Genomic DNA, 25,733 nt, shown 5'->3' with positions numbered 1-25,733 from the left:
GATTTCGTTTGAGAAATCTTTCAGCAACTCATTTATCATATCGCATCGTTTGTTATTTGTCAAGAACTTTTTTGAATTTTTTCTTGATGAAATCAAGCTTCATAAGCAGCCCTTTTTAAACGACTTAGTTATCTTATCATGTGATAATTCACATGTCAACAACTATTTTTCATGTTATTTACGAAAGTTTCATGAATGTTACTTTCGCTTCAACGTTGTCTAATTTATCATTCTTTTTTTGATTGGTCAACTGAATTCTCGACCTTTTTCAAACAGTACTCAGACTGTTTTTCTTCCTAATTTTCGTGTTTTACGAACAAAGTCTCTGGTTAAGCTTTAAAATGGCTATAAAAGCATTATAAACCGGAACATTCTACTTGTTTTTTTGTTTAAAACGGCAAAAAAAAGAAGATTGAATTTTTTTCAATCTTCTTTTTATTTTTGTATTTTCTGATTAGAAAAGAGGAACACCCTCTACTTCGTAAGTCCCAAGAACAGCTCGCATCTGCCCTGATTCTTCCCAAAGATAGCCTTCTGCCAGCTCACCATCCTGATTCTTCTGCTCTGTTTCAAAAACAAACAACGGAACATTTTCATGTCCGATATGGGTGTTGGTCAACTCCATTAAGTTGATTTGACTCACATCAATATGAACGATTTCCTTTAAAAAATTAAGCATATTGGCTAGACCAGTCTTTCCTTCAGAAAGATCTGCTAACGCGAATTCTAGCGTATCATCAATTGAATGAACCAGAAATCTCTTTGATCCATCCTCCAAATGCAACATAATTGTACCAGCGACTCTTTTGTTTGCCAAAATCTCCACCTCGATCAACTTGTTCTTGTTCTATGGCTTACAAAAAAATTTTAGCATATTTTCAGAAAAAATACACTTTTTATTTCTTGTTTTATTTTTTCTCCAATTCAGTCAATGCTTCTTTGATCCAGATGGGTAGTTGTTCTTCGATTGTTTTAAAACCAATTTTTCTATTTTTGTTTGTAAAATACCTTTTTCTACGGTGTGCAACTACTGGACTGTTGCTCTCCAAAGTCCTTAAAGATAAACTGATTTTTTGAGAGTACTCATCAATATCAATAATTTGTACTCTGATTGGTTGTCCAATTGTTAGCAATGCATGAATATTTTTTGTATAACCTGATTGTACTTCTGAAACATGGATTAATCCCTGCGTTTCCTCGTCAAGAGAAACAAACGCACCATAAGGTTGTATTCCAGTTACTTTTCCTTCAATTATTTGTCCAATTTTATAAGTCATTTACTTCCCTCTCTTCGCATCTTTCATTATACTGTATATGATTTAAAAAAAGAAGTTTTGAAAATAAACAAGTGAAATCGGAGGCTTTGAAATGGTAGAATTCGATCAACAAATAACGAGAAAAAATACGCATAGCGTAAAATGGGATGGTATTACTGAAACATATCATGCATCTGATTTATTACCGCTTTGGGTAGCAGATATGGATTTTCTTTCTCCCAAAGGTGTCACTCAGGCTTTAAGCAGCTATGTTCAAAACGGTTTGTTTGGTTACTCAACGATTTCCAATGAATTATATAACTCTATTATTCAATGGGAAAAGGAACAGCATCAAGTCACCATAAAAAAAGAAGAGATTGTCTTTTCAAGTGGTGTTTTGTCCAGTCTAGCTGTAGGTATCCAAACATTTACTGAAATAGGCGATTCAATTATGATTCATGATCCTGTTTATCCACCTTTTTCTTCTATAGTAGAAAACAATCAGCGAAAGTTGGTTCGCAGTTCTTTAATAGAAAAAAACAATCATTTCGAGATGGACTTTGCAGATATGGAACAAAAGATACAACAACACAATATCAAAGCCCTCATTTTATGTAACCCTCATAATCCTGGCGGTCGTGTGTGGTCAAAAGCTGAATTAACTCAGTTAGCAGACCTGTGTTTAAACTATCAGGTTTTCATATTCAGTGATGAAATTCATCAGGACCTTATGCTGTTTGGCAATCAGTTCACATCAATGTTGACAATCAATCCGAAACTTCATGATCAAATGATCGCATTTACTTCTGCCACAAAAACATTTAATTTAGCTGCAATTAAACATTCGATGGTTTTTATCAAAAATAAAAAACTTAAAGCAGCTTTTACACAACGTCTCTTAACTAATCAGCAACAAGAAATCAATACATTTGGCTTAATTGGTACACAGGCAGCTTACGAAACTGGTGAAACTTGGCTTTCAGAGTTGCTTCCTTATTTAGAAGAAAATGTTTCACTTGTTTGTTCCTTTTTTCAAGAAGAAATGCCAGATGTTCGTGTTATGAAGCCTGAAGGGACTTACCTAATGTGGTTAGATTTTTCCGCTTACGAAACAAATGATCAAGAATTGCAAGACTGTTTCATTAAAAAAGGAAAAGTTGTCTTGAACCCAGGAATTTCTTTTGGCCCAGCTGGACATTGTCATATGCGTTTGAATGTTGCCTGCCCTAAAGCGACTTTATTAGAAGGATTACAACGAATCAAACACTCTTTTGAAAAGTAATTTTCTATTTAATTTTTTATAAAAAAGCAAAAAGGGACTGTGACAAAAAATTTGTCACAGTCCCTTTTATACGAATAAAAGATGTTCTCAAAGCAACTTCTGCGGCAGTAAGCTGAAACTTCGCCAAAATTTGAAGAACAATTTCTAAAAATTTTTACTTATTACTTGAAGTTCAACGCTTTGGACCACAATCTCTTTTACATTATCAGTACATTTTCTGATAGTTATTCTGCAATCTCAATTGTTTCGATTACTACATCATGGACTGGTCGGTCTTGTGGTCCACGTTGTACATTTGCAATTTCATCAACAACAGTCATTCCTTCAACAACATGACCAAAAACTGTGTGACGGAAATCTAGCCAAGGTGTACCTCCACCCTTATAAGCTTCGATAACTTCTGCGGGGAAACCGGCACCTTCAAGTTGTCCAAGCATATTAGCAGGAACATTTTCATTATTTACGATAAAGAATTGGCTTCCGTTAGTATTTGGACCAGCATTCGCCATTGATAATGCACCACGTAGGTTAAATAATTCACGGCTAAATTCATCTTCAAAGCTTTCACCGTAGATGCTTTCTCCTCCCATACCTGTTCCAGTTGGGTCGCCACCTTGGATCATGAAATCAGGAATGACACGGTGGAAAATGACACCATCGTAGTACCCTTTTTTAGCTAATTCAATAAAATTTTGAACAGTTTTAGGTGCTAATTCAGGAAATAATTGAACTGTGATGTCTCCGCGATTTGTTTTGATTGTTGCTTTTGGGCCTTTTTCATTTGCTAAATCTAATTGTGGAAATGCCATGTTTGGTTCCTCCTAATGTTTTCTTACTACCAAATAATAACATAATACCGAATGTCTATTCAAAAAACTAGATCAGATTACTAAAAAGAAAGTTTAAACTCCAAGTAAAATTAATTTATTTGAGAAGCATTCTCAGTTAAATTCTGCTATAGTGTGTCTGGAGGAGGAGTTTTTATGGACATTTATGATATTACCATTATCGGTGCTGGACCCGTGGGTATGTTTGCCGCATTTTATGCAGGAATGCGACAAGCAAAAACAAAGATCATTGACAGTTTACCCCAACTTGGTGGTCAGTTAGCAACCTTGTATCCAGAAAAATATATTTACGATATCCCAGGGTATCCTGCAATTAAAGCAAACGAATTGGTCGGCAATCTTGAAAAGCAATTGACGACTTTTAATCATACATTTCATTTAGAAGAAGAAGTTCTTTCCATTACACGCGAAGAAGATGTGATCGAAATCATTACAAACAAAGGTATCCATTATTCAAAAGCGGTGATTTTAGCACTCGGAAATGGCTCTTTTCAGCCAAGAAAATTAACTATCGAAGGTGCCGACGCCTTTGAGAACAACGGTTTAGATTATTATGTCAATGATTTAATGAAATACGCTGGCAAAAAAGTAGCAATTGCTGGTGGTGGCGATTCTGCGATTGATTGGGCATTGATGCTTGAGCCAATTGCTAGCGAAGTCTATCTAATCCATCGTCGAAGCGAATTTCGTGGCCATGAACACAGTGTTGCTCAATTAAAAAATTCATCTGTTCATTTATTGACACCTTATTTGATTGAAGATTTAGCTGGGGAATCAAACCAGTTAACCGACCTTCGTTTAAAAAAGGTAAAAAGCGATGAAACGATTGATTTAAGCATTGATTCTTTGATTATCAATTATGGGTTTACTTCTAATTTAGGTCAGATTGCTTCGTGGGGGCTGGAAAGTTCTCGCCAATCAATCATGGTAAACTCCGATATGTCGACCTCAATTCCTGGAATTTACGCCGCAGGCGATATTTGTTCCTATGATGGCAAAGTGAAATTGATTGCTACAGGATTTGGTGAAGCACCCACTGCGGTTAACAATGCACTACATTACATCAATCCCAAAGAACGGGCACAACCTGGACACAGTACCAGCTTGTATGATAAACGACTTCGTCCTGAAAGATGACTAGCATCCACTTGTAATAAACCTCAGATGCAAAGGTATCCTTCTTGCTTTTTTACTTGATTAAGCTAACATGAATATATAGACTATTTGAAGGAGGAATACCATGGTTATTAAAAAGGAAACATTAGAAGAAAAAGCACGTGCTCTTTTACTTGAACGCGGTGTAACAATTGAAGATATTGCAGAATTAGTTATGTTTTTACAAAAAGATTATATTACTGATTTAACTTTAGCGGATTGCGCAGAAAGCGTTGACTCGGTTCTAACAAAACGAGAAGTCCATAATGCAATCATCACGGGAATCCAGTTAGATATTTTAGCTGAACAAAAACAGTTAATGGAACCTTTACAACATATTATCGAAGACGATGAAGGCTTGTATGGAATTGATGAAATCCTCGCCTTATCTATTGTTAATGTTTACGGAACGATTGGGTTTACCAACTACGGCTACATTGACAAAGTGAAACCAGGGATTTTAAAACAATTGAACCGACATGATGGCGATCATGTCCATACTTTTTTAGATGATATCGTTGGTGCGATTGCCGCATCTGCAGCAAGTCGTTTAGCCCATGCTGAACCTGAAAAACGCAGTCGTTTGACACAATAAAATGAATCGGTAACAAGTTAGCAGTGCAAAATTAGCTGTCACCAACAGAATGGTACTGTGACAGAAATGATTAACTCCAAGAAATATGAGAAGCCGTTTTCGAAAATGACTTCTCATATTTTTGTGAAAATTTGATTGATTACTGAAGGAGGTGTGACAAGGCTTTTGTCACACCTCCTTTTTCTCCACTAAAAGTAAAAGAAACACCCTCAAAAAATAAGCCAGATTTGGTTTATCTTTGAGAGCGTTTCTTGTTGAAAAAGTTATCTTTTCTTTCTTAACTCATGCTTTCCAAGGAACAGGAAAATAGCGAAAAAGAGTTCAAGTAAAACAAAAAAGAGAACAAAACTATGCATAAAAAATTCTTCCGGTAACACATTGATAATTGGATCAGTTCGAGGATCGAATAACCAATCGTCATTGTTGAAAAATGTTTCGTGAAAAACAATGAAGAATCGATCAAAACCGATTAGCATAAAAAATCCAATAACCACTGGCGCAAGCATCCCAAACTGAAACGGACGTATTAATCGCCAGAAACGTTTATTTTTCCATAACGAATAAACAAATAAGCTACTTGGTATCAACGTGACTAATAACACAGCATAATCAATGAAAAAAAGAACACGAACTTCACGAAAATGGTGTGCGCCACTGGCCGAAACAGGAAAATCTGGCAAACTCAGTACAGATTGAAACGGATTATTCAAGTATTTCATCAATTCATCAAAATTCTGAAGCAACGTTTGCTGATCCAGAGACGTGTACCGCAAAATATGCAAATAATCAATATCAAATACATAGAGCGGTCGAAAATTGATAGTCAAGGCAATCGCTAGACTAATCAAGGTCAGAAATAAGCTAGTCAACCCCAAATACTCAAGCCATTGTCCCTTACGCTTACCCATTTAGAACTGCCACTCATCTAATGAATTTTTGACAAATGTAGCTGGGACTGGTAAATGAGGTACATCTTCTGCCTTGGTAAATCCAGATAGAACAAGCAACGTGTCAATTCCGTTTTGGATACCTGCTTGAATATCTGTTTCATAGTTATCACCAACCATGATTACTTCCTCTTTTTGAAGTCCTAAGATTTCTACTGCCTTATCCATGATGATTGCTTCTGGCTTACCAATATAGATTGGAGTTGTTTGAGTAGCTGTTTCAACGAAGGAAACCACTGAACCTGCACCTGGTAGCAACCCGCGTTCAGTAGGAATATTCTTGTCTGGGTTTGTTCCAATGAACGTTGCCCCTTTTTGAATTGCAAGCGTTGCTTTCACCACTTTTTCGTAGGTTAAATAATTATCTAATCCAACAACAACGTAATCTGGGTTTTCTTCTTCCCATTCAAATCCAGCTTCCAAAATCAGGTCAATTAATCCTGACTCCCCAATAACAAAAACTTTCTTACCTTTTCCATCTGTTTGCATAAAATCAATCGTCGCTAAACTTGCCGTATAAACTGTTTCTGCTGCGACATGAATATCGAATTCATCTGCCAAACGTTTTGCAACTGTAGCAGGGCTCTTCGTCGTATTATTAGTAACGAATAAAAAGGGTAACTCACGTTGTTGTAATTCTTCGACAAAACGTTTCCCTGCAGGAATCGCTTCTGTTCCACGATAAATCGTTCCGTCTAAATCAATCAAATATCCTTTATAACTCATGCTCACGACTCTTTTCTTTTTCTTATCGTAAAGTTTGCTTTTTCATTTGCTGGCTGCTCTACTGATTCTTTAGCAGCAGTCGCTTTTTTGGGCGTCTCCTTACGTTTTTTAATGACAGGTTTCTTATGACTAGAAGACACTGGACCTTTCTTTTCATCAATGTACGCTGTCTGATTGTAATTTTTTTTCTTTTTGCGACGTTGTGCTGGCTTTTCCTTTTTGTCTCCCCCGCCAATGCGCTCGATAACAAAATAAGCACAACCAAAATTGCAGTATTCATAAAGATAATCTTCTAATGAATCAATCCGCTGATCCGGATGGGCACGTCGATTGTCTGCACGGAAAAATCCTTTCAGGCGAAGCTGTTCATAGCCCCAGTCCCCAACGATATAATCATAACGAGACAACACATCACTGTACCGCTCGCCAAGTTTTTGTGCGTCAAACCCTTCACGGTGATTGGCTACTAGACGAAATTGTCGATCACCAACTAAAAAATTACTATCATCTAAAGGTGTCACAAGTTCCCCTTTGATTTTTTCTGCTTTAGGCTTTTCTTCAACGATTTCTTCTAAAGCAGTCGTTAGTTCATCTGTGACAAGATTTGTTGCTTCACTTTCAGCTGTTGCTACGGTTGTTTCTTTCGTTTCTTTGTTTGCAACTGGCTGTTGTTTCTTTTCTTTTGGTTTTGCAGACATACTTTCACCACCTATTCCTAGTCATTATACCTTGTTTTTATTTGATTGGGTAGTGAGCTTTCAAGTAATCACCCACAACACTACGAATAAACGCTGGGAACAGAAATTCATTTTCGCCGGCAATCTCAATCGTCGGAAAAAACGGTACAAACATGAAATGGTCAACCGTCGTAAACGAATATCTTTCTTTCTCATTGATTGGTTGATTTTGAAAGAGTACTTGATGATTTACTTCATCGTAGGTAATGCCATTGTAAACGATTTGTCCAAATATTTTCCCTCGAAACCCCATCCCATTCATAGGAAAGTTACGTAAGAAGTTGCGATTTTTTTCCATTTCCAAAATTAATCGAATCAAATCTGCTCCTTTAACGGTTACATTCAATAAGTGCATTGGATGTGGTAACGCAGTGTGAAGCTCATCTTGGTCGATAATTCCGGCGGGGATATCCGTCAAAAACAAGCCACTATTCAAAATTGCCGCCTTCGTCTTGCCACGTTCTTTGATTGCTTCTAATGCTAGTTGAATAAAGGGTTCTTCACCAAAAATATCCATTGTTAGTGGAAATGGTAGGTCAGCGACCTTTTTAGCTTTTAAAAGTGCGTGCCCTTCTGCCAAATAACTAGCGATTTCTTGCGCATCTTCTGCAAAGACTGTCAATGACTCAGTGGGAATTGCTTGTGCAGAATATTTCACAATTTTTTTATTCTCATCTAACGTCAATTGAACTTCTCCTACATACTGACCATAACGACCAGCTGCGGCTAATTGAACGCCGTTGATCACTTCGCCATTAGGAAAGAGATGATGTGTATGTGAACCTAAGATAACATCTATTGCTGGTAATTCTTTTGCAATTTGGATATCATCTTGAATCCCCAGATGGCTCATCAACACTAACACGTCGACTTTCGGACGTAATTCTTCGACCATTTCCGGCAAAATATCATACGGATTTCGGATATCCCAACCGTTTGGACTATACGTTAAAGGAAAAGGTGCCGTAAATGCCAGCAAACCGATTTTTGTCTGCTGCTTCGTTTCGATAATCTTGTATGGCTTCGCCCATACTGGTGGCTGCAATGTTTTTTTGTCAAATAAATTTGCTAATAAAACATCAAAATTAGCTTCATCATATAGATGATTCAAATCATGTTTTGAATTTCCAACACCTTCATTGTTTCCAATCGTTGCGGCATCGTAACCAATTTCATTCATCAGTAAGACATTGGCTTGACCATTCGTTGCTTCCGATAAGGGATGCCAACGGTCAACGAAATCTCCTAGGTCCACTGTAACAGTCGTTGTCTGTACTTTCTTTTCACTTTCACGTTTTCGTTGCTCTAAAAAGCGTCTGATTCTGGGCCAGTTTTCCAGATGTGAATGGAGATCATTTGTGTGTAATAACATTATTTTTTCCATCTTCTCGCCTCTCTTCTCGACCATCATACCACAGAGCTATTTTTTCCTTCCAATAATGATCCTGAGTATTATTTACTTCAAAAAAATAGAATAAAAAAATCATTTATGGTTTCTTTAAGCTAACCTAGTTATTATTAAGTCATTCCCAAAACATTCATTTTTTTCATTCTTTACCTCCAACCTTGCCAGCCTCATTTTTTCTATTGAGGCTGGTCTTTTTGACAAAAAAAGCGTGCCTTTGACTTCAAAAGAAGCTATTGGCACACATTCATTCCTAATATTTAGTTGGTTCACTTATTTTTTGGGCAAAAAAAAACAGGTATAGCATTCCTGTTCATCAATCAGCTATTTTTTATATTCAGACACATGGCGGAGCCTACTTAGTGCTGCTTCCTTCCGGATCTGACACGCTTCATAAGCCCACCATTGTCCTAGCCTTTCGGCAAGAAATAGTATACCGCATTTTTTCCATTCTGACTAGCTTTTTTTCGATTTCTTTTTTTTCGTACGCAACTGACGGAAGAATGTTGACAAAATTCCTCCACATTCCTCTTCCAAAATACCCCCTTCAACGGTGGCTTGATGATTGAAGCGTTCATCCGTCAATAAATTCATCAACGTTCCAGCAGTTCCACCTTTTGGATCATAAGCACCAAAATAAACTTCTTTGACACGTGACAAAATCATTGCACCACTGCACATTGGACAAGGCTCTAGTGTTACAAATAACTGTGCTTCTTCTAAACGCCAGCTACCAACAGCTGCACAAGCTTCTTTAATTGCAAGCATCTCTGCATGGGTTGTGGCATCTTGCGTTGTTTCTCGTAGATTATGCCCCCTACCAATTACTTGATTATCTAAAATCACCACTGCACCAATGGGGACCTCAGCTAACTGTTCTGCTTTTTTAGCTTCTTCAAGAGCGAGGCGCATCCATTTTTCTTTTTCTTGTTGCGATAACTGTTCTTCGTTCAACAAATTCCCTCACTTTTTTCTCGATTATTTTTCTTCAGCATAACTTTACCATATAAAAAAAAACTTGTAACTAGCTTGTCCTTTTGATGAGGTTTTTTTATGGTAAAATAGCGGTGAGGTGAAGCACATGAATCAAGCACAATTACTAGAATTATATCCAAATGCTCAACTTAAAGAATTTCCTTCCGCATCACCATCGATTCTTTCTTTAGCTACTGGTGACGCCTTTCTTTGGTTTGAAAAAAAATCGTTAGCTCCATCTGAAATCAGTCTTTTGAAAGCGTTATTCCCAATGGCTACCAATCCAAAAAACCATCCTTGGTACCATTATTTATTCGAACAACAATCATTAACATTGGATCGTTCCTATCGAATCATCCAGTTACATGTATCAGCAAAGGATGACTTTTTGCAAAAGGAATGGCAAGAAACGTTACTAGCGATGTTTTATGAACCTGCAGATTTCTTTTTCTATAGCCAACAAGATGCACTACTGATTGAGCCTAAAGGGAAAAATTTTCTTCCAGTTTCTGAACTAAATGGTATTTTTCAATCATTAGATATTGACTTTGAAATTACAACAAATGTTTTTGTCGGCGCTTTTCATGCACCTTCACAAGATTTTGGAACATTGTTTGCTGAAGAACGAAAAATTTTTCTTACAGAAAAACGCTCCCCACAAAACAGTCAAGCTGTGTTTTCTCTACAAGATGTTGCCCTGCACTACTTTACAACAGAGGGGATCAAAGAGAATTTACTTATCCAAAATTATCAGCTCTTGCTTGAAGAAATGGATATGGAAGAAATCATCTTAGCGTTGTGGAATCATTTGGGCAATATCAGCTCCGCTGCCAAAACTCTTTTTCTTCATCGTAACACGTTGAAATATCGGATAGAAAAGTTTCAGGAAGCAACTGGCTTTAATTTAAAGCAAGCAAATGATCTTCTTTTTTGTTATCTTCTAATCATCCAAATGTCTCCTACCAAAAAAAATAATTAAAAAAAGTGAGCGTTGCGACTAGCCTGACTAGTCCAACACTCACTTTTTTTGCTGTGCTTTTTTAACACAAAAAATTACATAATTTTATCAACTAAAGTCATCAAACGCTCACGCAAATCATCCGTTGAATCTTTTAGCGTGTCACCATAAACAGAGATTTTCTTGCGGCCTTTTTTGATTTTTTCTAAAACACCCATCAAAGAGTCCAAATCACTATCCGATAAGTCATCGACTAATCCTAATAGCTTTTCATTTCCGTCAAACTTATCATTAACAAATTTTTTGACTTTGCAACGATTAGACATATGACGAATTTTTTCCACCACTTTACCTGACACAACTGCTGTAGTTGCTACACCAGCAGCAGCCATGATACCTAAACCGATTGTTACTTTTGTTGATGTTTTCATAAGTCTTCAGCTCCTTTTTATCTACTTCTATCATAGCATAGACAAAAAAATAAACGAACTATTTCACTCGACTCATGAAGCACCATTACTTAGCTGCAACTAAGCGAATATCAGTTAGGACTTCTGGTAAGTCCTCATCTAGTTCGGCCAACTTACTCCAGATTGCTGTCATTGTTTCATAAAACTCACGAGAATTTTCGTCAGAATTTAAACTCCCCAAAATATTCAGCCACAAAAGTTCAACTAGATAAACTTCACTAACTCTAGTATGTTCATTTAGATGAGTCTTAAAACTTAGCTTGAATAAAGCTGCTAAGTCTAGATCAGACTGGAAGACGATTCCACGAACGCTTTCGTTCACTGCAAAAAATTCTTTCAATAAGTGGACGATACTAAAAAAGTCCGTCATTTGATACGTGTCTAAATATTTTTCAAAGCTCTTTTTGATTTCATCAATAATTGTTTCTTTTAACACACCAATGGAATCAAAATGTGCATAAATCGGATATGTCGAACAGCCACAATAAGCTGCTAATTTTCTAGCAGTAATCGAATGCAACCCAAACTCTTCTGCATAGACCATACTTTTAAATAGTAAATATTCTTTACTAAAATTGGTTACTCTACCCATTTCTTTCACCCTCTTCATTTGATTTTATGATTCACAGTAATATTTTTCTCTAACGATTCTTTGCCAATATCCTGCGTAACTTTATGTAGGGGGAAAGCGTATAGAAAAAGTTATGATTTCTTATGATAAATATAACAGCAATCATCCGATAAAATAGTAGCTGATATCCTGCGTAATAGACCTGTGACTAGGAATGATTTGGTCGCACATAGCCAATGGATTATTCATCTCAAGCTTAGCTATACTGTTATATTTTGTACGTCTAAAAGAAATTTCATTACTTTTTTCTAACTTGACAAAACGCGCTTGGACATAAACAATAGAATAAACAACTAAATAATAACTTTAAAATAACAAGTTATATTATAAAGGTCTAATACCCTGTGAGAATAACATAGTATGAAAACACTTACCACTCACACTTTATGACCTATCCTGTACATATTTAGGAGGAAAGGAGTTTCGAAATGTTAGTTGATGCAAAAAAAAAGGAACTACTTGTTCTGTATGAGATTATCCAAAGCGATACTTGTTCCTTACAAGATCTTTCAAATAAACTCGTGATTCCCAAACGGACGGTGAAAGACTTGATACGAAAACTTAACCAAGCGATTAGTCAGTTACTTGAATTTCACTCTTTTATTTATTCGACTCATAAAGGAGAGATTCAGATCAATGAACACTATGAAAAAACAAAAATGCAGGTATTCTATTACTTGAAGTTAATCTTTTTACGCGAATCCCAGCGTTTTAATTACTTATTACTTTTGATGGACAGCCCTGACGCTTCAGTTGCCAAGGAAGAGTTGACCCAAAAATTATATATTTCTTCTTCTTACTTAGAAAAATTAACTACGCGAATCAATAAGGATTTAAAAAAATTCAATCTACAAATTATTTCTTCCAATAATTGTTATACCTTATCTGGAGATGAATTATTGATTCGAATCTATATATACATATTTCTATCGGATGCCTTTCAAGGACCTGAATGGCCATTTACAACAATTGATTTAGCAACAGTGAAGCAGGAAATTACTCTGTCAGATGCATTCCAGCTTCCCTTTCATTCCGAGACAGAGCAAAAAAATATTTATTTACTCTATGCGGTGTTTAAACTTCGAATCAAGCAGGCTTCTTTCTTAGAACCACTCGAAAATGATATTCAGCAATTACTGAAGCTACTCTTTCACACCTGTGATTTAACCGGTTCGTTTAAACAAAACATGCCTGTGGAGCTACCCGAAAAACATACGGAGAACGAAGTGTTTGTGCTCAATTTTATGATTCTTTGTTTCTTCCCAAGTTGGGTCCACGTCCAACAGAAATTGACCATTGGTAAGTGTTTTATGCAAACAGATCATGTTTTTTGTCAATTCACACAAAAACTAACTGTTCAATTAGCCAAGCATTTTCCAACCATTGATACAACTGAAAAAATTGCCTTCTATCACTACTTCATCACGCTTGCGTTCACTTTTGTTTCATTGTTAGGGGAATCAATCATTGAATTTCATACGCTCTATTTCCCCACTGTAACAGAAACGGTGTCGGCAGATGACTTGCAAGTGCAATTAATTCTCACAGAGATCAACGCTCTTTGCCCAGCCAAGTTGCGTTCAGTTCACGTCGCTCACTATTTGGGTTCACTGATCTATCAATTGATTCGTTCTGAAACAGATACACAACTGTTGATTCATTTAAAAATGACGAAGACCTTAACTGGCAATTATCATCTGAAAAATCGTTTGGAAAAGTTGTTCAATCACGAAACGATTCTTCTTACCTTTTCACCAGAAAAAGCGGACTTGATCGTTACTGATTGGTTTGAAGCAGCACAACAAGCCATCCCTTCTTTTTATTGGAATCTAACAAATGAAGAAGTCAGCTGGCAAAAACTTGTCTTACTTATCCAAACACTCTATGACAAAAAAACACAGATCAACACGACGCAAAACTTGTTACCTGCGCCAAACAACCACCAAAAAGAAGCACCGGCATTTATCAACTGACAAAAGCCGGTGCTTCTTTTTATTCTTACTTATTGCTTTGCTGTTTATCCTTTAGTCTCGACGGTTGTTTCCGCCAAACAACAAAATCAAGCGGAGTAATTGTAGGAAAGTTGCTAGTGCTGCTGCGACATAAGTTAATGCTGCAGCAAACAAGACGTGACGCGCCATTGGCACTTCATCTTCAGTCAACAAACCGCCCTCACTTAATATCTGTAACGCACGTCTTGACGCATTGAATTCAACTGGCAGTGTCACTAATTGGAATAACAACGCCAATGAAAAAGCAAAAATCCCGATATTAATCAACGTGTAATTCCAACTAAACAAAACGCCGACCATAATCAATGGCAACGAAATTGCAGAGCCAAAATTAGCTACTGGAACCAATGCTGCACGAATTTTTAACGGTGCATAACCAACAGCATCTTGGACTGCGTGTCCGCATTCATGGGCTGCCACACCAATTGCAGCAACTGAAGTCGATTGCGCTGTTGCTTGTGATAAGCTTAGCATTTTATTTCCAGAATTATAATTATCTGTTAGATTCCCAGCGATTGGTTGGACACCTACGTTTTGGATGTTTTGACTGCTCAAAATATATTGGGCAGCTTGTGTTCCTGTCACATTATTTTTGCTACGGATTTTATCATATTTCTTGAATGTGCTATTGACATATGCCGAAGCAATACCTGAAATGGCTAACCCGATGATGACCAAGATAAACGTTGGATCAAGTAGATTATAGATCCCGTACATTTAAGCTCACTCCTTTTCATTTTCTTTATTCTACCATGAGAAGAGAGAAAAAAATGTGAAGAGACTTTGAAGCTTTTAGTTTTTCTTAACGAACTCAGATTTCAACTTCATTGGACCAAAGCCATCAACTTTGCAATCAATATTGTGGTCGCCTTCAACTAAACGAATATTTTTGACTTTTGTTCCTTGCTTAATTGCACCAGAAGCACCTTTGACTTTTAAATCTTTGATGACTGTTACACTGTCACCTTCTGCCAAACGATTCCCATTTGCATCAAGCACAACAAGTTCTTCTTCCACGTTCTCGGTTTGTTCGGCGCTCCATTCATGACCGCATTCTGGACAAATAAATAATCCTCTGTCTTCATAAGTATACTCAGACCCACAAGTTGGGCAATTTGGTAATGTCATCTTCTTTCTCCTTTAAAATCTATTATTGAGCATCATTGTAACGAAAAAAAGTTACTTTGAAAAGAGTGCTTGTGAATTTTGTACAAAAAAGAGCAAAGAAAATGACTGATGTGCTGTAATTCTCCCAAAAGTCGCTTTTCTTTACTCACTTATTACCTTTTTCGATTATTTTTGTTGGTAATCCTGACACAAAGTTTGAATTTCTTGATAGATTTCTTCTACTTCACGTAAATCTTTTGCATTTGCACCACTTGCTAGTGGATGTCCGCCTCCGTGATGACGCTTTGCTAGCTCATTGATTACAGGACCTTTTGAACGCAAACGAACACGGTAATGTCCTTCTGGTTGTTGAACAAAGATTCCCCAAGCCAAGACTTCATCTATGACACCAGGCAAAGCAACGATTGCTGCGGTTTCAGAATCATCAATCCCGTAGTCAGCCAACAATTCCTTTGATAAAAGCACGCGACCAGCACCGTTATGGTCAACATCAAGATGTTGGTATAAATATCCTGAAAGTTTGGCAACTTTCATTGGCATTTGCTCTAATTCACGATTTAATTGACCAGCATCAAATGGATAGCTCATTAAGACAGCGGCAATTTCTAATGTTCGTGGAGTTGTTGCCGGATATAAAAATCTTCCCGTATCGCCAACAATCCCACCATAGAGTAAGCGGGCTGCAGTTGCGTTGATCGTTAGTTCATCTGGAAACATCAAAGCAAATGAAGCAATCATTTCGCTACAGCTGCTTGCCTTCGTGTCTACCCAAACGAGGTCACCATAAGGCTCATCGTTTGGATGGTGGTCAATTTTAATCAACTGATCGCCTAATGGATAACGGTCATCACTGATTCGTGGCGAATTCGCTGTGTCCGTTACAATGACTAATGCCCCTTGATAAAGTGCATCATCAATTGATTGCATTTCTGCTAAAAAACGAAGTCCTTCAACAGTTTCACCTACCTGATAAATTTCTTTTGTTGGAAAACTTTCTCGCAAAATCTCCGCCAACCCGACCTGTGAACCAATTGCATCTGGGTCGGGGCGTTGGTGGCGATGAATGATAATTCGTTTTGCTGCCTGAATTGCTGTTAAAATTTCTTGTTGGATCGTTAGTTCCGTTGTGTTTCTCATGTCTTCCCTGCTTTCTAAGAACGTTCCATTACTTGGCAAACAACAATTGCTTTTGCCACAATAATATTTTCAATGTACACTTCAATATCTAGTTTTGCTGAACGACGCCCGATTTCTAGCACACGTGGTTGAATATCTAATTCACTCTCTAACTGGATTAAGCGTAAGTAATGAAGGTTCATTTGTTCAATCAAAATATTACGTCGTTGGTTCAACAACATCGTTTTTTGGGCGACATCTGAAATAATCTCACTTAATACCCCAAATGAAATCGTCCCTACGCCGTTAACCATTTGTGGTGTTACTGTAAATTTGAATTTGGGATTGTCCAGACGACTTCCTTCACGATCGGTTTCAATCGTTTGGATATCCCCCGAAATTTGATCCGAAATCGTATCAGCAATTTGTGGTTGACGCTGAACCAGCTGCATAGCCTTCATCACATCTTGACGCGTAATGACACCTTCTAATGTCAAATCATCTGAGACTACGGGCATCACTTCAAGTCCATCCCAAATCATTTGATGGCTTACCGAAGCAACACTCATCGTTTTCTTGACACTAATTGGCTCTTTCGTCATTACTCGTTCAATGAGCTGATTTTCAGATTTCCCTAAAATGTCCTTGGCTGTCACGATTCCCATCAACCGTTGGTGGCGATTAACAACTGGAAAGCGTGAATGCTGGGTTTCTTCTGACAATCGTTGAAAATCAGCAACGGTTTCCGTTGGCAAAAGATGATATGTTTTTTCTGCTGGCATATAAATGTCGCTGACTAACATAATATCTTTTTTGATTAATTGGTCACTTAGCGCACGGTTAATCATGGTTGCAACAGTAAAGGTATCATAAGTTGTCCGCAAAATCGGCATTGCTAGCTCGTCTGCTAATTGAGAAATCTCTGGTGTTGTTTCAAATCCCCCAGTAATCAACACAGCTGCACCATCTTCTAGTGCTAACTTTTGGACATCCGTTCGATTTCCCACAATCATTAGCGAACCAGGAGTGATATAGCGTTCCATCGCATGCTTCGTCATTGCCCCAATCACAAACTTGTTGAGATCTTTATCTAACCCGGCTGCGCCTCCTAACACATCTCCTTCAATAATTCGGACAACTTCACCAAAGGTCAAACGTTCAATATGCTTCTTTAATTTTCGCTCGATCCGAATCGTTCCAACACGCTGGATGGTTGATACTAAGCCAATATTTTCAGCATCTTTGATTGCTCGATAAGCTGTACCTTCACTGACATTCAGTTCCTTCGCAATACTCCGCACAGAAATCCGATTGCCCACTGGTAAACTTTCGATATATTCTAAAATCAAATCATGTTTTGTCGCCATTTTTCCCCTACACTTCCAGCGTATCTGATACGCTCATTATTTTTCCGACATTTGCTGGTAATAAATCAAGAAACACTTGCGGATCTTGCTCGATTACCGGAAAAGTATTGTAATGGATTGGTACAACTTGTTTTGCACCAATTCGTTTGGCTGCGCGCGCTGCATCCTCTGGGCCCATCGTGTAAGTATCGCCGATCGGTAAGAAAGCAACATCAATAGCAAATTGTTCTGCCAGTAAAGCTAGGTCACTAAAATCAGCTGTATCACCAGCGTGGTAAATCGTTTTTCCTTCTGCTTGAAGAATGATTCCACTAGCTTCTCCCATATATTGAATGATTCCATTGACCTCATAACTTGAACTATGTTGCGCAGGAACCAGTTTTACTTCACCAAAAGGAAACGCATGCTTACCGCCAAGATTCATCCCAAATGCGTTTACACCTCTTGTTTGGGCATAGTCGGCAATTTCAACGATACTGATAATTGTCGCTTGGTTTTTTTGTGCAATTGGAATCATATCTCCAATATGGTCGCTATGACCGTGTGTTACTAAAATCCAATCTGTCTGCACTTCATCAACTGTTAAATCCGTTAATTTGTTTCCAGTAATAAACGGATCAATCAACAAACGTTGCTTGTTTTCCATCTCAATCGAAAGACAAGAATGACCATGATAAGTAATTTTCATTTCTTCACTCCTCACAGATTTTTGGTTTGTGTACCTAAAAAGAATAAAACGATTTCAACCTCATTGCTTCAATGAAACAAACCGCTTTCCTCACTTATTTTTTTTGAAATTTTAGTACAGTATGTTCTTTTTTATTGTAACAGATAATACAGAATTCACCAAGCAGACCTCTTCTTATTTTTTTAGAAAAAAACAGAGATTCTTGGCTAAAATTCCAAGAATCTCTGTCTCTTCTTCCAAAATAATGGGTAATTTGTTCTCGTAAACAATCTTAGCAAATCAGAAAAGGGTGTCACAAATGCTTTGTCATACCTTCTGTTCCTGAATAAATGGTGTTCCCAAAGCAACTTTTTCGATAATAAGTCCTCTTTTCATAAAAGTATGAGGAGTTATTTTTAGAAAAGATTCCTTATTACTTGAAGTTAGCCACTTTGCGCCACAACCTCTTTTCACGGTGTTCCCAAAACAACTCCTCCAGATAGTTTACATTCACTTCAAAATATGGAAAGCTATTTTGAGTGATTGCTCACTATCTTGTCGGAGTTAAGCGTTTTGCGCCACAACCTTTTTCCACACATCTTTTTGATCACTGGAGTTTACGAGCCTTTGATCAAATCTGCATAGGTCGGTTCGACAATTGCATCCAAATCTGTCCGCGCTAATAAAATTCCTCGACCTAATTCCCCACTAGAAATCAAAAGTTTGGACTGTTTTTTTAAAGAATGATCAAACACAAAAAGATCTTCTGGATGTTGAAGTTTAATACCAATCGGTGTATTTGCACCATGTACATACCCAGTGTGTGCAAAAACAAAATCCATATCAGGTAATCCTACCTTATGATTTTTTGTAATTTCTCGTGTTTTTTTATAATCAAGGCGTGCATCCAGTGGCACTAAAGCAATAATAATGCCGGTCTTGTCCCCTTTTAATACTAGATTTTTGCAAACGAGATCAGCCGACAAACCTTTCGCGGCTAATGCAGATAAAAGGTCTGTTTCCTCGACACTTGCTAAATCAATAACTTCAAACGGAATCGCCTTTTCTTCTAGATATTGTTCTACTCTGGTTTTAGTCATACATCATCAATTCCTTCCATGATTATTATTCTAACGGATTTATTCTCTGACATAAGAAAAAAGTAGAAGACCACCAAACTGGGGAAATCTTCTACCTTTTTGCTTGTTTAGAACGAAAAATCTCTAGCGCTTATTTTTTACCACGTCGTTGTGTTGCCTCCATAATAACTGGTAAAATCACTGGACGACGTTTTGTTTGTTCGAATAAGTAACGGCTCAACTGATCGCGGATGTCTTGTTTTAATTTGCTCCACTCAAAATCATCACTTTCCAAGTGTTTATTGACGATTTCTTCAATCATCACCGTACATTCTTTCATCAAATCACGACTGGCTTTAACATAAACAAACCCTCGCGAAGTAATCTGTGGTTTTGAAACGATTTTCTTTTCTCGACGACTGATTGTAACGACAGCCACAAAAATCCCATCTTCAGATAAAATTTTGCGATCGCGTAACACGATATTCCCAATGTCACCAACACCAAGTCCATCAATCATTACGTTTTCAGCACTAGTTGTACCAGCAACGCTCATTCGTTTATTTTTATATTCTAAAATGTCACCACGACCAGTGATGTAGATGTTTTTGTAAGGAATGCCAACAGCATGTGCCAAGTCCGCATGTGCTGCTAATTCACGATATTCCCCTTGAACAGGGATAAAGTAAGTTGGACGCATGAAGTTTAACATTAATTGCAAGTCATTCGGATTTGCATGACCAGAAACACGCATGTTTTCTGAAATCAGCTTCACTGTTCCGCCAGCGCGATAAATCATATCTTCCGTTTTTGCAACCATTGTTTCCATTGCTGTACTTGGTGTAGTCGTAATGTAAACTAAGTCGCCTTCTTCGATTTTCAGATTGCGATGTGTGCCATTCGCCATTTTTTGTAATGACTTGATTGGTTCACCCATTCGACCTGTTTCAAGAATGATTAATTCTTCTGGTTCATAGTTTTTCATTTCTTTTAAGGTTACCAATAAATCTTCACTTGGTAATTGAACTTTTTCCAAACGCATAGCTGTCCGGATGATTCGTTCAAAATCTTGACCAGTCAAAACAACTTTTCGATTTGCTTTGGCTGCAGCATTCAACACTTGTTGCACTCGTTGTAAGTTACTTGCCACGCAAGCAACGATGATTCGGCCTTCCCAGTACTTGATTGTATCGAAAACTTCATCTGCGATTTGCAATTCAGAAGCAACAGGTGCTGGGTTTTCAGCATTCGCTGATTCACTAAGAAGTGCTAGGACGCCTTCCTTACCAATCTCTGCCAAGCGTGCATAATCTGTTTGATACATTGGGATAGCCGTTTGGTCAAATTTAAAATCACCTGTATACACAATATTTCCTTCTGGCGTTTTCAAATTGATTCCGACAGAATCGGGAATCGAATGTGTTGTGCGGAAAAAACTAACGATTGTTTCACCAAAATCAATCTCAGTGTGTTCATCCACAACATGGAAATCTTTGAACCCCTTTGCCTCTTCATTGCGACTAACACTTATTTTCGCTAATTCGATCGTTAACTCTGTCCCAAAAACTGGAACAGCTAATTTAGATAAGAAATAAGGCAACGCGCCAATAGCATCAGCATGTCCGTGTGTCAAAAACACACCAGCCACTCGATCCACATTTTCTTCTAAATATGTGAAGTCAGGAATAACGACATCAATCCCCAAAAGTTCATTTTCTGGATATTTCAATCCACAGTCTAATACAAAAATATCTTCTCCAACTTCTGCGACATACATATTTTTCCCATTTTCGCGGACACCGCCTAATGGAATAATTTTAATGGTACTCACAAATTTCACCTCTTCTATGACATCACTTTCAGATGATGCCAATTCTCTACTTATATTAATTACTAATCTATTTAACTACTAATTTATTAACGAATTACTTTATTGCTGACTGATTCATTGCAGTAAATAATCAAAAATAAAACTATTTTTTTGATTGCTTATACAAAAGTCAACGAGACTCTAAAGGCAATCCTTACATAGAACTGTTGCTTTCCTATCTATTCTTTTGCCATTATTCATCTTGTTCGTTTTGGATAAGTGTTTCTCGCTTTACAATGAATCTTTCCTTAAGCAATAACTGATTGCATCCAAGCCAAATAATTTAGCTGTCGCTATCATTATACAACAAAATCAGCAAATCGCTAGCATCTACAATTTGTTTCCTACAGCCTTCTAAAAAAGTCCTAGACCTTTTTTCTTTTCATTCAACACAATCAAAGACAGGAAAGACTTGAATGGACCAGCACCTGCAATTTTCGCTCTTACTGATTTTTTGCCACTTGCTCGAAACATACTTGTTACATTTTAGCACATTTTGAGCTATAACTATAGCTTGTTTTTATTCCGATTGATTTCCTTTGATTTTCTTTCTTCGTCATTAAGGTTCATTTAAGTTAGACCTTTTACAATTTGGCAATGCAACACTATAGGAGGGATTGAAAACAATGAATTTTATCAAACGCGCACTAAAAAGTACCAAGGTGAAATGGGGGCGTTCGCTCCTCTTATTCGCCGTTTTTACAGCTATTCTAGTCTTTGTTCTCGCGGGTCTAACCATTCGCAGTGCAGCAGAACAAGCCGCTAGCGAAGCACAAAAAGAAGTCGGAGCAACCGTCACACTAAGTGCTAATCGCGAGGCAAGTTTCCAAAAACCAGCTGAAACAGCAACTAGCGAAACAGATTCAGATGGGACAGCCCAAGAAAGAATTGACCCGGGAAGCTTTTCATTAACACCTGTTTCATTAGAAGATGCGCAAAAAATTGCTGATTTAACAGATGTTAAGAGCTACTCTTTTGAAAGTTCCGCTTCTGCATTAGCAAGTGATGGGATCACAGCCATTTCAAGTTCTGATTCAACAGATAGTTCTGCAGAATCAACCGATGCAAATCAGCCAATGGGAGGCGACATGCCTGGTGGTGGTCAAATGACACAAGCCGACTTTCAAGTCACTGGTGTTTTAACTTCCGCACAAAACAGTACTTTTTCAAGTGGAACAGCCACGATTACTGATGGTGAAGGAATTGATGAAAGCGATAAAGATACGAATCAGGTTTTGATTGAACAAACATTAGCAACTGCCAATGATTTAGCTGTTGGTGATACATTTACGATTACTAGTTCTGAGGACGAAGAAACGACTTATGAACTGACCGTAAAAGGAATCTATGAATCTAGTGCAAGCAGTAATAGTATGGGCATGCAATTCAGTATGATGAATCCCTCAAATACTTTGTATACTTCTTACACATTAGCCAATGAATTAAATGGCACAGCCGAAGACAATACAATTGATTCTGCTGTCTATACGCTAGCCGACCCAGAAAACATGGATGATTTTTTAGCAAAAGCAAAAAAACTAATTGATACAGATACTTTCAGCTTGCAATCAAATGATGCGGCTTACCAATCAATGTTAGAACCTTTGAACAATGTCGCAAGTTTTTCCAAAAATGTGGTCTTATTAGTTGCTGTTGCCGGCATTATTATCTTGACTTTGATCATCATGATCACCATCCGTGAACGTCGTCATGAACTTGGTGTCTTACTTTCATTAGGCGAATCTCGAATCAAAATCATTTTACAATTATTCACTGAAGTAGCTTTATGTATGATTTTAGCCCTAGGTGTGGCAGCAGTTAGCGGAAACGTAGTTGCCAATGTGGTTGGGCAACAACTGCTAGAGCAACAAACAAACTCTGATCAAAACACACAAACCAATGATGCAAAATCTCAGCGACCAGACGGCGAAAATCCTGGTGGACGCGGTGGGCAAATGGGTGCACCTGGTAGCAACAGTAATCCATTCGCTGTTTCCGATGAAGTCAGCGAACTTTCTATCAATGTAACGCCAACGCAAATCGGTTTCCTTGCCTTAGTTGCTTTAGGAATCAGCTTACTTTCCGTTTGCTTAGCTTCGATCGGAATCTTGCGTTTGAATCCACGAAAAATTTTATTGAATTAAAGGAGGTACACACATGTTACGAACAGAAAACTTAGGATTTTGGTATCAAAATCCAGCAGATGCACTTTATCAAGCTGTGGCTTTAACTTTTGAAACAGGCAAAATGTATGCAATTTTAGGGGCGAGTGGTTCCGGAAAAACAACGTTTCTTTCATTGATTTCTGGTTTAGACAATCCTAAAGAAGGCACAGTGTATTATGAAGATCGGCCCTTAGCAAAAATTGGTCTGCGAAATTATCGTAAAAATGACGTTTCGATTATTTTCCAAGCGTACAACTTGCTTCCTTACCTTTCTGCAGTCGATAACGTTGTGGCAGCCATGGAAATTTCTCAAACAAAACAAAAAAATCGGCGCCAAATCGCACTTGAACACTTAGCACGAGTTGGCATTGATGAACAAATGGCTCAAAAAAAAGTAACATTACTCTCTGGTGGACAACAGCAGCGAGTAGCTATCGTTCGCGCAATCTGTTGTGATCATCAGTTGATTGTCGCTGATGAACCCACTGGAAATCTGGATGAAACAACGTCTCAAGAAATCGTTCAGTTGTTCCAAGAAATCGCACATGAACAAAATCGTTGCATCATCCTTGTTACTCATGAATTAGAAGTCGCCAAAAAATGTGATGAAGTTTATGAGTTAAAAAACAAAGAATTCACTCGTAAAATGCTCTCTTTTGATCACGAATAATGAAACCAAAAAAGCTGTGACAAACGTATTGTCGCAGCCTTTTTTTGAATAGACGATGTTCCCAAAACATGAAAAGCTATTTTTGAAAAACTTTCTTATTGCTTGAAGCTAATCGCTTTGCGCCACAACCTCTACCCACGGTGTTCCCAAAACAACTCCTTGATATAGCTTGCAAGCACTGCAAAATATGAAAATCTATTTTGAGTGCTTGCTATCTTGTCGGAGCTAAGCGTTTTGAGCCACAACCTTTTTTTAAATTTCCCTAAATCCGCCTCTAGTCCCAAGTTTTCTCAAGCACCTTGTAGTAAACTAAGTGAAATCATTGAATTACTTATTCAATTCATTTTTAACAACTTTTGGAGGTCAACATGAAAAAAACTAAACCAAAAACATGGACACTGCTTGCCACAACTTTAATCACAGGTCAGGTCCTTTTAAGTACACCGTTAGCTTTTGCTCAAGACACAACAACAAGTGAAACCGTTGCGACTACTTCAACAACAAATCAAGAAACGAGTCAATCTAGCAGCCAATCAGAAAAAATTCAAATCAATGCTGTTGCACTTGGCAACGCATTAACAAAAGAGCAACAAGACTATACCTTAAATAAATTAGGAATCAAAGGTGAAACACCAATTTACACAACCAACGGAACTGATCTAATGAACTATATTCCTGATGGTGGCTTTAATCAAGAATGGGCAGTCTACAGTTCAGTTCGTATGCAAACCTTGGCAGATGGAAAAGGAATCAACGTTGACATTGCCACACCCGAAAATATTACCAAAATTACCGCAGCACAATATCAAAATGCTGCTTTGACAGCTGGAATCACGGATGCTCAGCTAACGATTGCCTCTGCTGTTCCAATCGACGGTTCTGGTGCACTAGCCGGTGTCTACAAAATCGTCGAAGAGTCTGGCGGAATCATCAACAAAGACCGCGTAGAAGTTGCGCAAGATGAGATGAATGTTCTTTCTTCAATCACCGAAGAAAACAAGGACAAAGAAGGCTACTCTGATGAGGCCTTGAATGCAGCACAAGAACAAGCCAAAGCAGAATTAGCAACTAAAACCAAAGACGGCCAGCAACTAACCAAAGAGGAAATTCAGCAAACTGTCGAAACAGCTTTAAAGGATCACGGACTTGCAGACATTCTAACGACAGATCAAGTCAGTGAATTAACTTCACTCATGAGCGATATGAAAGACAAAAATATTTTTGAAGACTTCGTGAATGAACTAGACTTAACTGAAACTAAAAAACAAATTGAAGAGAAATCTAAAGGACTCTGGGCACAAATCAAAAACTTTTTCAGTGGCCTGTGGGACTCAATTACAAGCATGTTTGAATAATAAAAACAAAAGGATGGAACAAAACGAAATGACGTTTTGCTCCATCCTTTATTTTTTAGTCTAAGGTATCAAAAGTAATGACCTATTTATCTTTTTTTGAAAGCTTATCTTTGACATCTTCAAAGCCTTCTTTGATATCGTCACCAAGGTCACGAACTTTTTCTTTGATATCTGCACCTAAAGATTGTGCTTTACCTTCAACCTCTTTTGATTTATCACCAGTTGCTTTACCATAAGCTTCTTTACCTTCACCGACTACTTTGTCCTTCAAGTCTTCTGAACGTCCTTTTAAATCTGCCATGATGCTTCCTCCTTGATA

26 protein-coding genes and 1 other RNA gene are annotated in these 25,733 nt (G+C 37.7%); 8 read left to right on the top strand and 19 right to left on the bottom strand.

The window, feature by feature from the left end; translation table 11 throughout:
- Nucleotides 1–454: 454 nt before the first annotated feature.
- Nucleotides 455–817: a hypothetical protein gene (locus tag AB3I20_RS12040; RefSeq protein ID WP_067482451.1), complete on the bottom strand. Its 363-nt coding sequence runs from the start codon at nucleotides 815–817 to the stop codon at nucleotides 455–457.
- A gap of 91 nt (nucleotides 818–908) precedes the next feature.
- Complete coding sequence (locus tag AB3I20_RS12035) at nucleotides 909–1,277, bottom strand: CvfD/Ygs/GSP13 family RNA-binding post-transcriptional regulator (RefSeq protein ID WP_067482453.1); 369 nt, start codon at nucleotides 1,275–1,277, stop codon at nucleotides 909–911.
- Nucleotides 1,278–1,368: 91 nt separating this feature from the next.
- Here AB3I20_RS12035 and AB3I20_RS12030 point away from each other — a divergent pair, with 91 nt between their 5' ends.
- Complete coding sequence (locus AB3I20_RS12030; RefSeq protein ID WP_095803765.1) at nucleotides 1,369–2,538, top strand: MalY/PatB family protein; 1,170 nt, start codon at nucleotides 1,369–1,371, stop codon at nucleotides 2,536–2,538.
- Between the two features lie 224 nt (nucleotides 2,539–2,762).
- On the opposite strand, the gene AB3I20_RS12025 is transcribed toward AB3I20_RS12030, so the two are convergent.
- The gene (locus AB3I20_RS12025; protein WP_067482457.1) at nucleotides 2,763–3,347 is read right to left on the bottom strand and encodes a peptidylprolyl isomerase; all 585 of its coding nucleotides are present in this window, start codon (nucleotides 3,345–3,347) and stop codon (nucleotides 2,763–2,765) included.
- A gap of 174 nt (nucleotides 3,348–3,521) precedes the next feature.
- On the opposite strand from AB3I20_RS12025, the gene AB3I20_RS12020 reads away from it, so the two are divergent.
- Both AB3I20_RS12020 and AB3I20_RS12015 read left to right on the top strand, forming a co-directional pair.
- Nucleotides 3,522–4,523, top strand: coding sequence for an NAD(P)/FAD-dependent oxidoreductase (locus AB3I20_RS12020; RefSeq protein WP_071868892.1), 1,002 nt, complete (start codon nucleotides 3,522–3,524; stop codon nucleotides 4,521–4,523).
- A 103-nt stretch (nucleotides 4,524–4,626) separates the two neighbouring features.
- Complete coding sequence (locus AB3I20_RS12015) at nucleotides 4,627–5,136, top strand: phosphatidylglycerophosphatase A (protein ID WP_067482460.1); 510 nt, start codon at nucleotides 4,627–4,629, stop codon at nucleotides 5,134–5,136.
- A 263-nt stretch (nucleotides 5,137–5,399) separates the two neighbouring features.
- Here the strand turns inward: AB3I20_RS12015 and AB3I20_RS12010 are convergent, their stop codons facing one another.
- The 6 genes from AB3I20_RS12010 to tadA all read right to left on the bottom strand — a co-directional run bounded on the left by AB3I20_RS12010 (nucleotide 5,400) and on the right by tadA (nucleotide 9,905).
- Nucleotides 5,400–6,044 (bottom strand): TIGR01906 family membrane protein, encoded by a 645-nt coding sequence (locus AB3I20_RS12010; RefSeq protein ID WP_067482462.1) that lies wholly within the window; start codon nucleotides 6,042–6,044, stop codon nucleotides 5,400–5,402.
- Nucleotides 6,045–6,809: a TIGR01457 family HAD-type hydrolase gene (locus tag AB3I20_RS12005; protein ID WP_270660285.1), complete on the bottom strand. Its 765-nt coding sequence runs from the start codon at nucleotides 6,807–6,809 to the stop codon at nucleotides 6,045–6,047. It abuts the gene before it with no gap.
- A 2-nt stretch (nucleotides 6,810–6,811) separates the two neighbouring features.
- Nucleotides 6,812–7,507 carry a YutD family protein gene (locus tag AB3I20_RS12000; RefSeq protein ID WP_067482466.1) on the bottom strand — a complete coding sequence of 232 codons (696 nt, stop codon included), beginning with the start codon at nucleotides 7,505–7,507 and terminating at the stop codon, nucleotides 6,812–6,814.
- 37 nt (nucleotides 7,508–7,544) lie between these two features.
- Nucleotides 7,545–8,930, bottom strand: a complete 1,386-nt coding sequence (locus AB3I20_RS11995) for a bifunctional UDP-sugar hydrolase/5'-nucleotidase (protein ID WP_368027407.1) — start codon at nucleotides 8,928–8,930, stop codon at nucleotides 7,545–7,547.
- Nucleotides 8,931–9,282: 352 nt separating this feature from the next.
- Nucleotides 9,283–9,367: signal recognition particle sRNA small type (gene ffs / locus AB3I20_RS11990), an RNA gene on the bottom strand.
- A 40-nt stretch (nucleotides 9,368–9,407) separates the two neighbouring features.
- Nucleotides 9,408–9,905, bottom strand: coding sequence for a tRNA adenosine(34) deaminase TadA (gene tadA, locus AB3I20_RS11985; RefSeq protein WP_211276012.1), 498 nt, complete (start codon nucleotides 9,903–9,905; stop codon nucleotides 9,408–9,410).
- A gap of 127 nt (nucleotides 9,906–10,032) precedes the next feature.
- Between tadA and AB3I20_RS11980 the strand changes: the two genes are divergently transcribed.
- Nucleotides 10,033–10,905, top strand: a complete 873-nt coding sequence (locus AB3I20_RS11980) for a helix-turn-helix domain-containing protein (protein WP_071868889.1) — start codon at nucleotides 10,033–10,035, stop codon at nucleotides 10,903–10,905.
- 74 nt (nucleotides 10,906–10,979) lie between these two features.
- Here AB3I20_RS11980 and AB3I20_RS11975 read toward each other — a convergent pair whose 3' ends face one another.
- A complete protein-coding gene (locus AB3I20_RS11975; RefSeq protein WP_067482472.1) occupies nucleotides 10,980–11,315 on the bottom strand; it encodes a hypothetical protein in 336 nt (111 codons plus the stop codon).
- An 85-nt stretch (nucleotides 11,316–11,400) separates the two neighbouring features.
- A complete protein-coding gene (locus tag AB3I20_RS11970; RefSeq protein WP_067482473.1) occupies nucleotides 11,401–11,946 on the bottom strand; it encodes a TetR/AcrR family transcriptional regulator in 546 nt (181 codons plus the stop codon).
- A 467-nt stretch (nucleotides 11,947–12,413) separates the two neighbouring features.
- Between AB3I20_RS11970 and AB3I20_RS11965 the strand changes: the two genes are divergently transcribed.
- Nucleotides 12,414–13,958: a helix-turn-helix domain-containing protein gene (locus AB3I20_RS11965; protein ID WP_086270760.1), complete on the top strand. Its 1,545-nt coding sequence runs from the start codon at nucleotides 12,414–12,416 to the stop codon at nucleotides 13,956–13,958.
- 51 nt (nucleotides 13,959–14,009) lie between these two features.
- On the opposite strand, the gene AB3I20_RS11960 is transcribed toward AB3I20_RS11965, so the two are convergent.
- The 7 genes from AB3I20_RS11960 to AB3I20_RS11930 all read right to left on the bottom strand — a co-directional run bounded on the left by AB3I20_RS11960 (nucleotide 14,010) and on the right by AB3I20_RS11930 (nucleotide 21,185).
- A complete protein-coding gene (locus AB3I20_RS11960) occupies nucleotides 14,010–14,714 on the bottom strand; it encodes a zinc metallopeptidase (RefSeq protein WP_067482477.1) in 705 nt (234 codons plus the stop codon).
- A gap of 75 nt (nucleotides 14,715–14,789) precedes the next feature.
- The gene (locus AB3I20_RS11955) at nucleotides 14,790–15,125 is read right to left on the bottom strand and encodes a zinc ribbon domain-containing protein YjdM (RefSeq protein WP_067482479.1); all 336 of its coding nucleotides are present in this window, start codon (nucleotides 15,123–15,125) and stop codon (nucleotides 14,790–14,792) included.
- Between the two features lie 165 nt (nucleotides 15,126–15,290).
- The gene (locus tag AB3I20_RS11950; protein WP_075491295.1) at nucleotides 15,291–16,262 is read right to left on the bottom strand and encodes a bifunctional oligoribonuclease/PAP phosphatase NrnA; all 972 of its coding nucleotides are present in this window, start codon (nucleotides 16,260–16,262) and stop codon (nucleotides 15,291–15,293) included.
- A gap of 14 nt (nucleotides 16,263–16,276) precedes the next feature.
- Entirely contained in the window at nucleotides 16,277–17,608 is a 1,332-nt protein-coding gene (locus AB3I20_RS11945) for a DRTGG domain-containing protein (RefSeq protein WP_067482483.1), read from the bottom strand.
- 7 nt (nucleotides 17,609–17,615) lie between these two features.
- Nucleotides 17,616–18,296: a metal-dependent hydrolase gene (locus tag AB3I20_RS11940; RefSeq protein ID WP_095803769.1), complete on the bottom strand. Its 681-nt coding sequence runs from the start codon at nucleotides 18,294–18,296 to the stop codon at nucleotides 17,616–17,618.
- A 596-nt stretch (nucleotides 18,297–18,892) separates the two neighbouring features.
- Nucleotides 18,893–19,375 (bottom strand): YbaK/EbsC family protein, encoded by a 483-nt coding sequence (locus AB3I20_RS11935; protein ID WP_368027406.1) that lies wholly within the window; start codon nucleotides 19,373–19,375, stop codon nucleotides 18,893–18,895.
- A gap of 130 nt (nucleotides 19,376–19,505) precedes the next feature.
- Complete coding sequence (locus tag AB3I20_RS11930; RefSeq protein ID WP_067482489.1) at nucleotides 19,506–21,185, bottom strand: ribonuclease J; 1,680 nt, start codon at nucleotides 21,183–21,185, stop codon at nucleotides 19,506–19,508.
- Between the two features lie 665 nt (nucleotides 21,186–21,850).
- Between AB3I20_RS11930 and AB3I20_RS11925 the strand changes: the two genes are divergently transcribed.
- The 3 genes from AB3I20_RS11925 (at nucleotide 21,851) to AB3I20_RS11915 (ending at nucleotide 25,414) form a co-directional block, all read left to right on the top strand.
- Nucleotides 21,851–23,368: an ABC transporter permease gene (locus AB3I20_RS11925; RefSeq protein ID WP_067482491.1), complete on the top strand. Its 1,518-nt coding sequence runs from the start codon at nucleotides 21,851–21,853 to the stop codon at nucleotides 23,366–23,368.
- A gap of 13 nt (nucleotides 23,369–23,381) precedes the next feature.
- Complete coding sequence (locus AB3I20_RS11920) at nucleotides 23,382–24,059, top strand: ABC transporter ATP-binding protein (RefSeq protein WP_067482493.1); 678 nt, start codon at nucleotides 23,382–23,384, stop codon at nucleotides 24,057–24,059.
- Between the two features lie 368 nt (nucleotides 24,060–24,427).
- The gene (locus tag AB3I20_RS11915) at nucleotides 24,428–25,414 is read left to right on the top strand and encodes a DUF1002 domain-containing protein (protein WP_071868882.1); all 987 of its coding nucleotides are present in this window, start codon (nucleotides 24,428–24,430) and stop codon (nucleotides 25,412–25,414) included.
- A gap of 82 nt (nucleotides 25,415–25,496) precedes the next feature.
- Here AB3I20_RS11915 and AB3I20_RS11910 read toward each other — a convergent pair whose 3' ends face one another.
- On the bottom strand, nucleotides 25,497–25,715 hold the full coding sequence (locus AB3I20_RS11910) for a CsbD family protein (protein WP_067482497.1): 219 nt from the start codon (nucleotides 25,713–25,715) through the stop codon (nucleotides 25,497–25,499).
- Between the last annotated feature and the right edge of the window lie 18 nt (nucleotides 25,716–25,733).

The sequence above is a fragment of the Enterococcus sp. C50 genome (genome assembly GCF_040887505.1).
GTDB lineage: Bacteria > Bacillota > Bacilli > Lactobacillales > Enterococcaceae > Enterococcus_B > Enterococcus_B thailandicus.
This window is presented reverse-complemented; position numbering and strand designations above follow the sequence as displayed.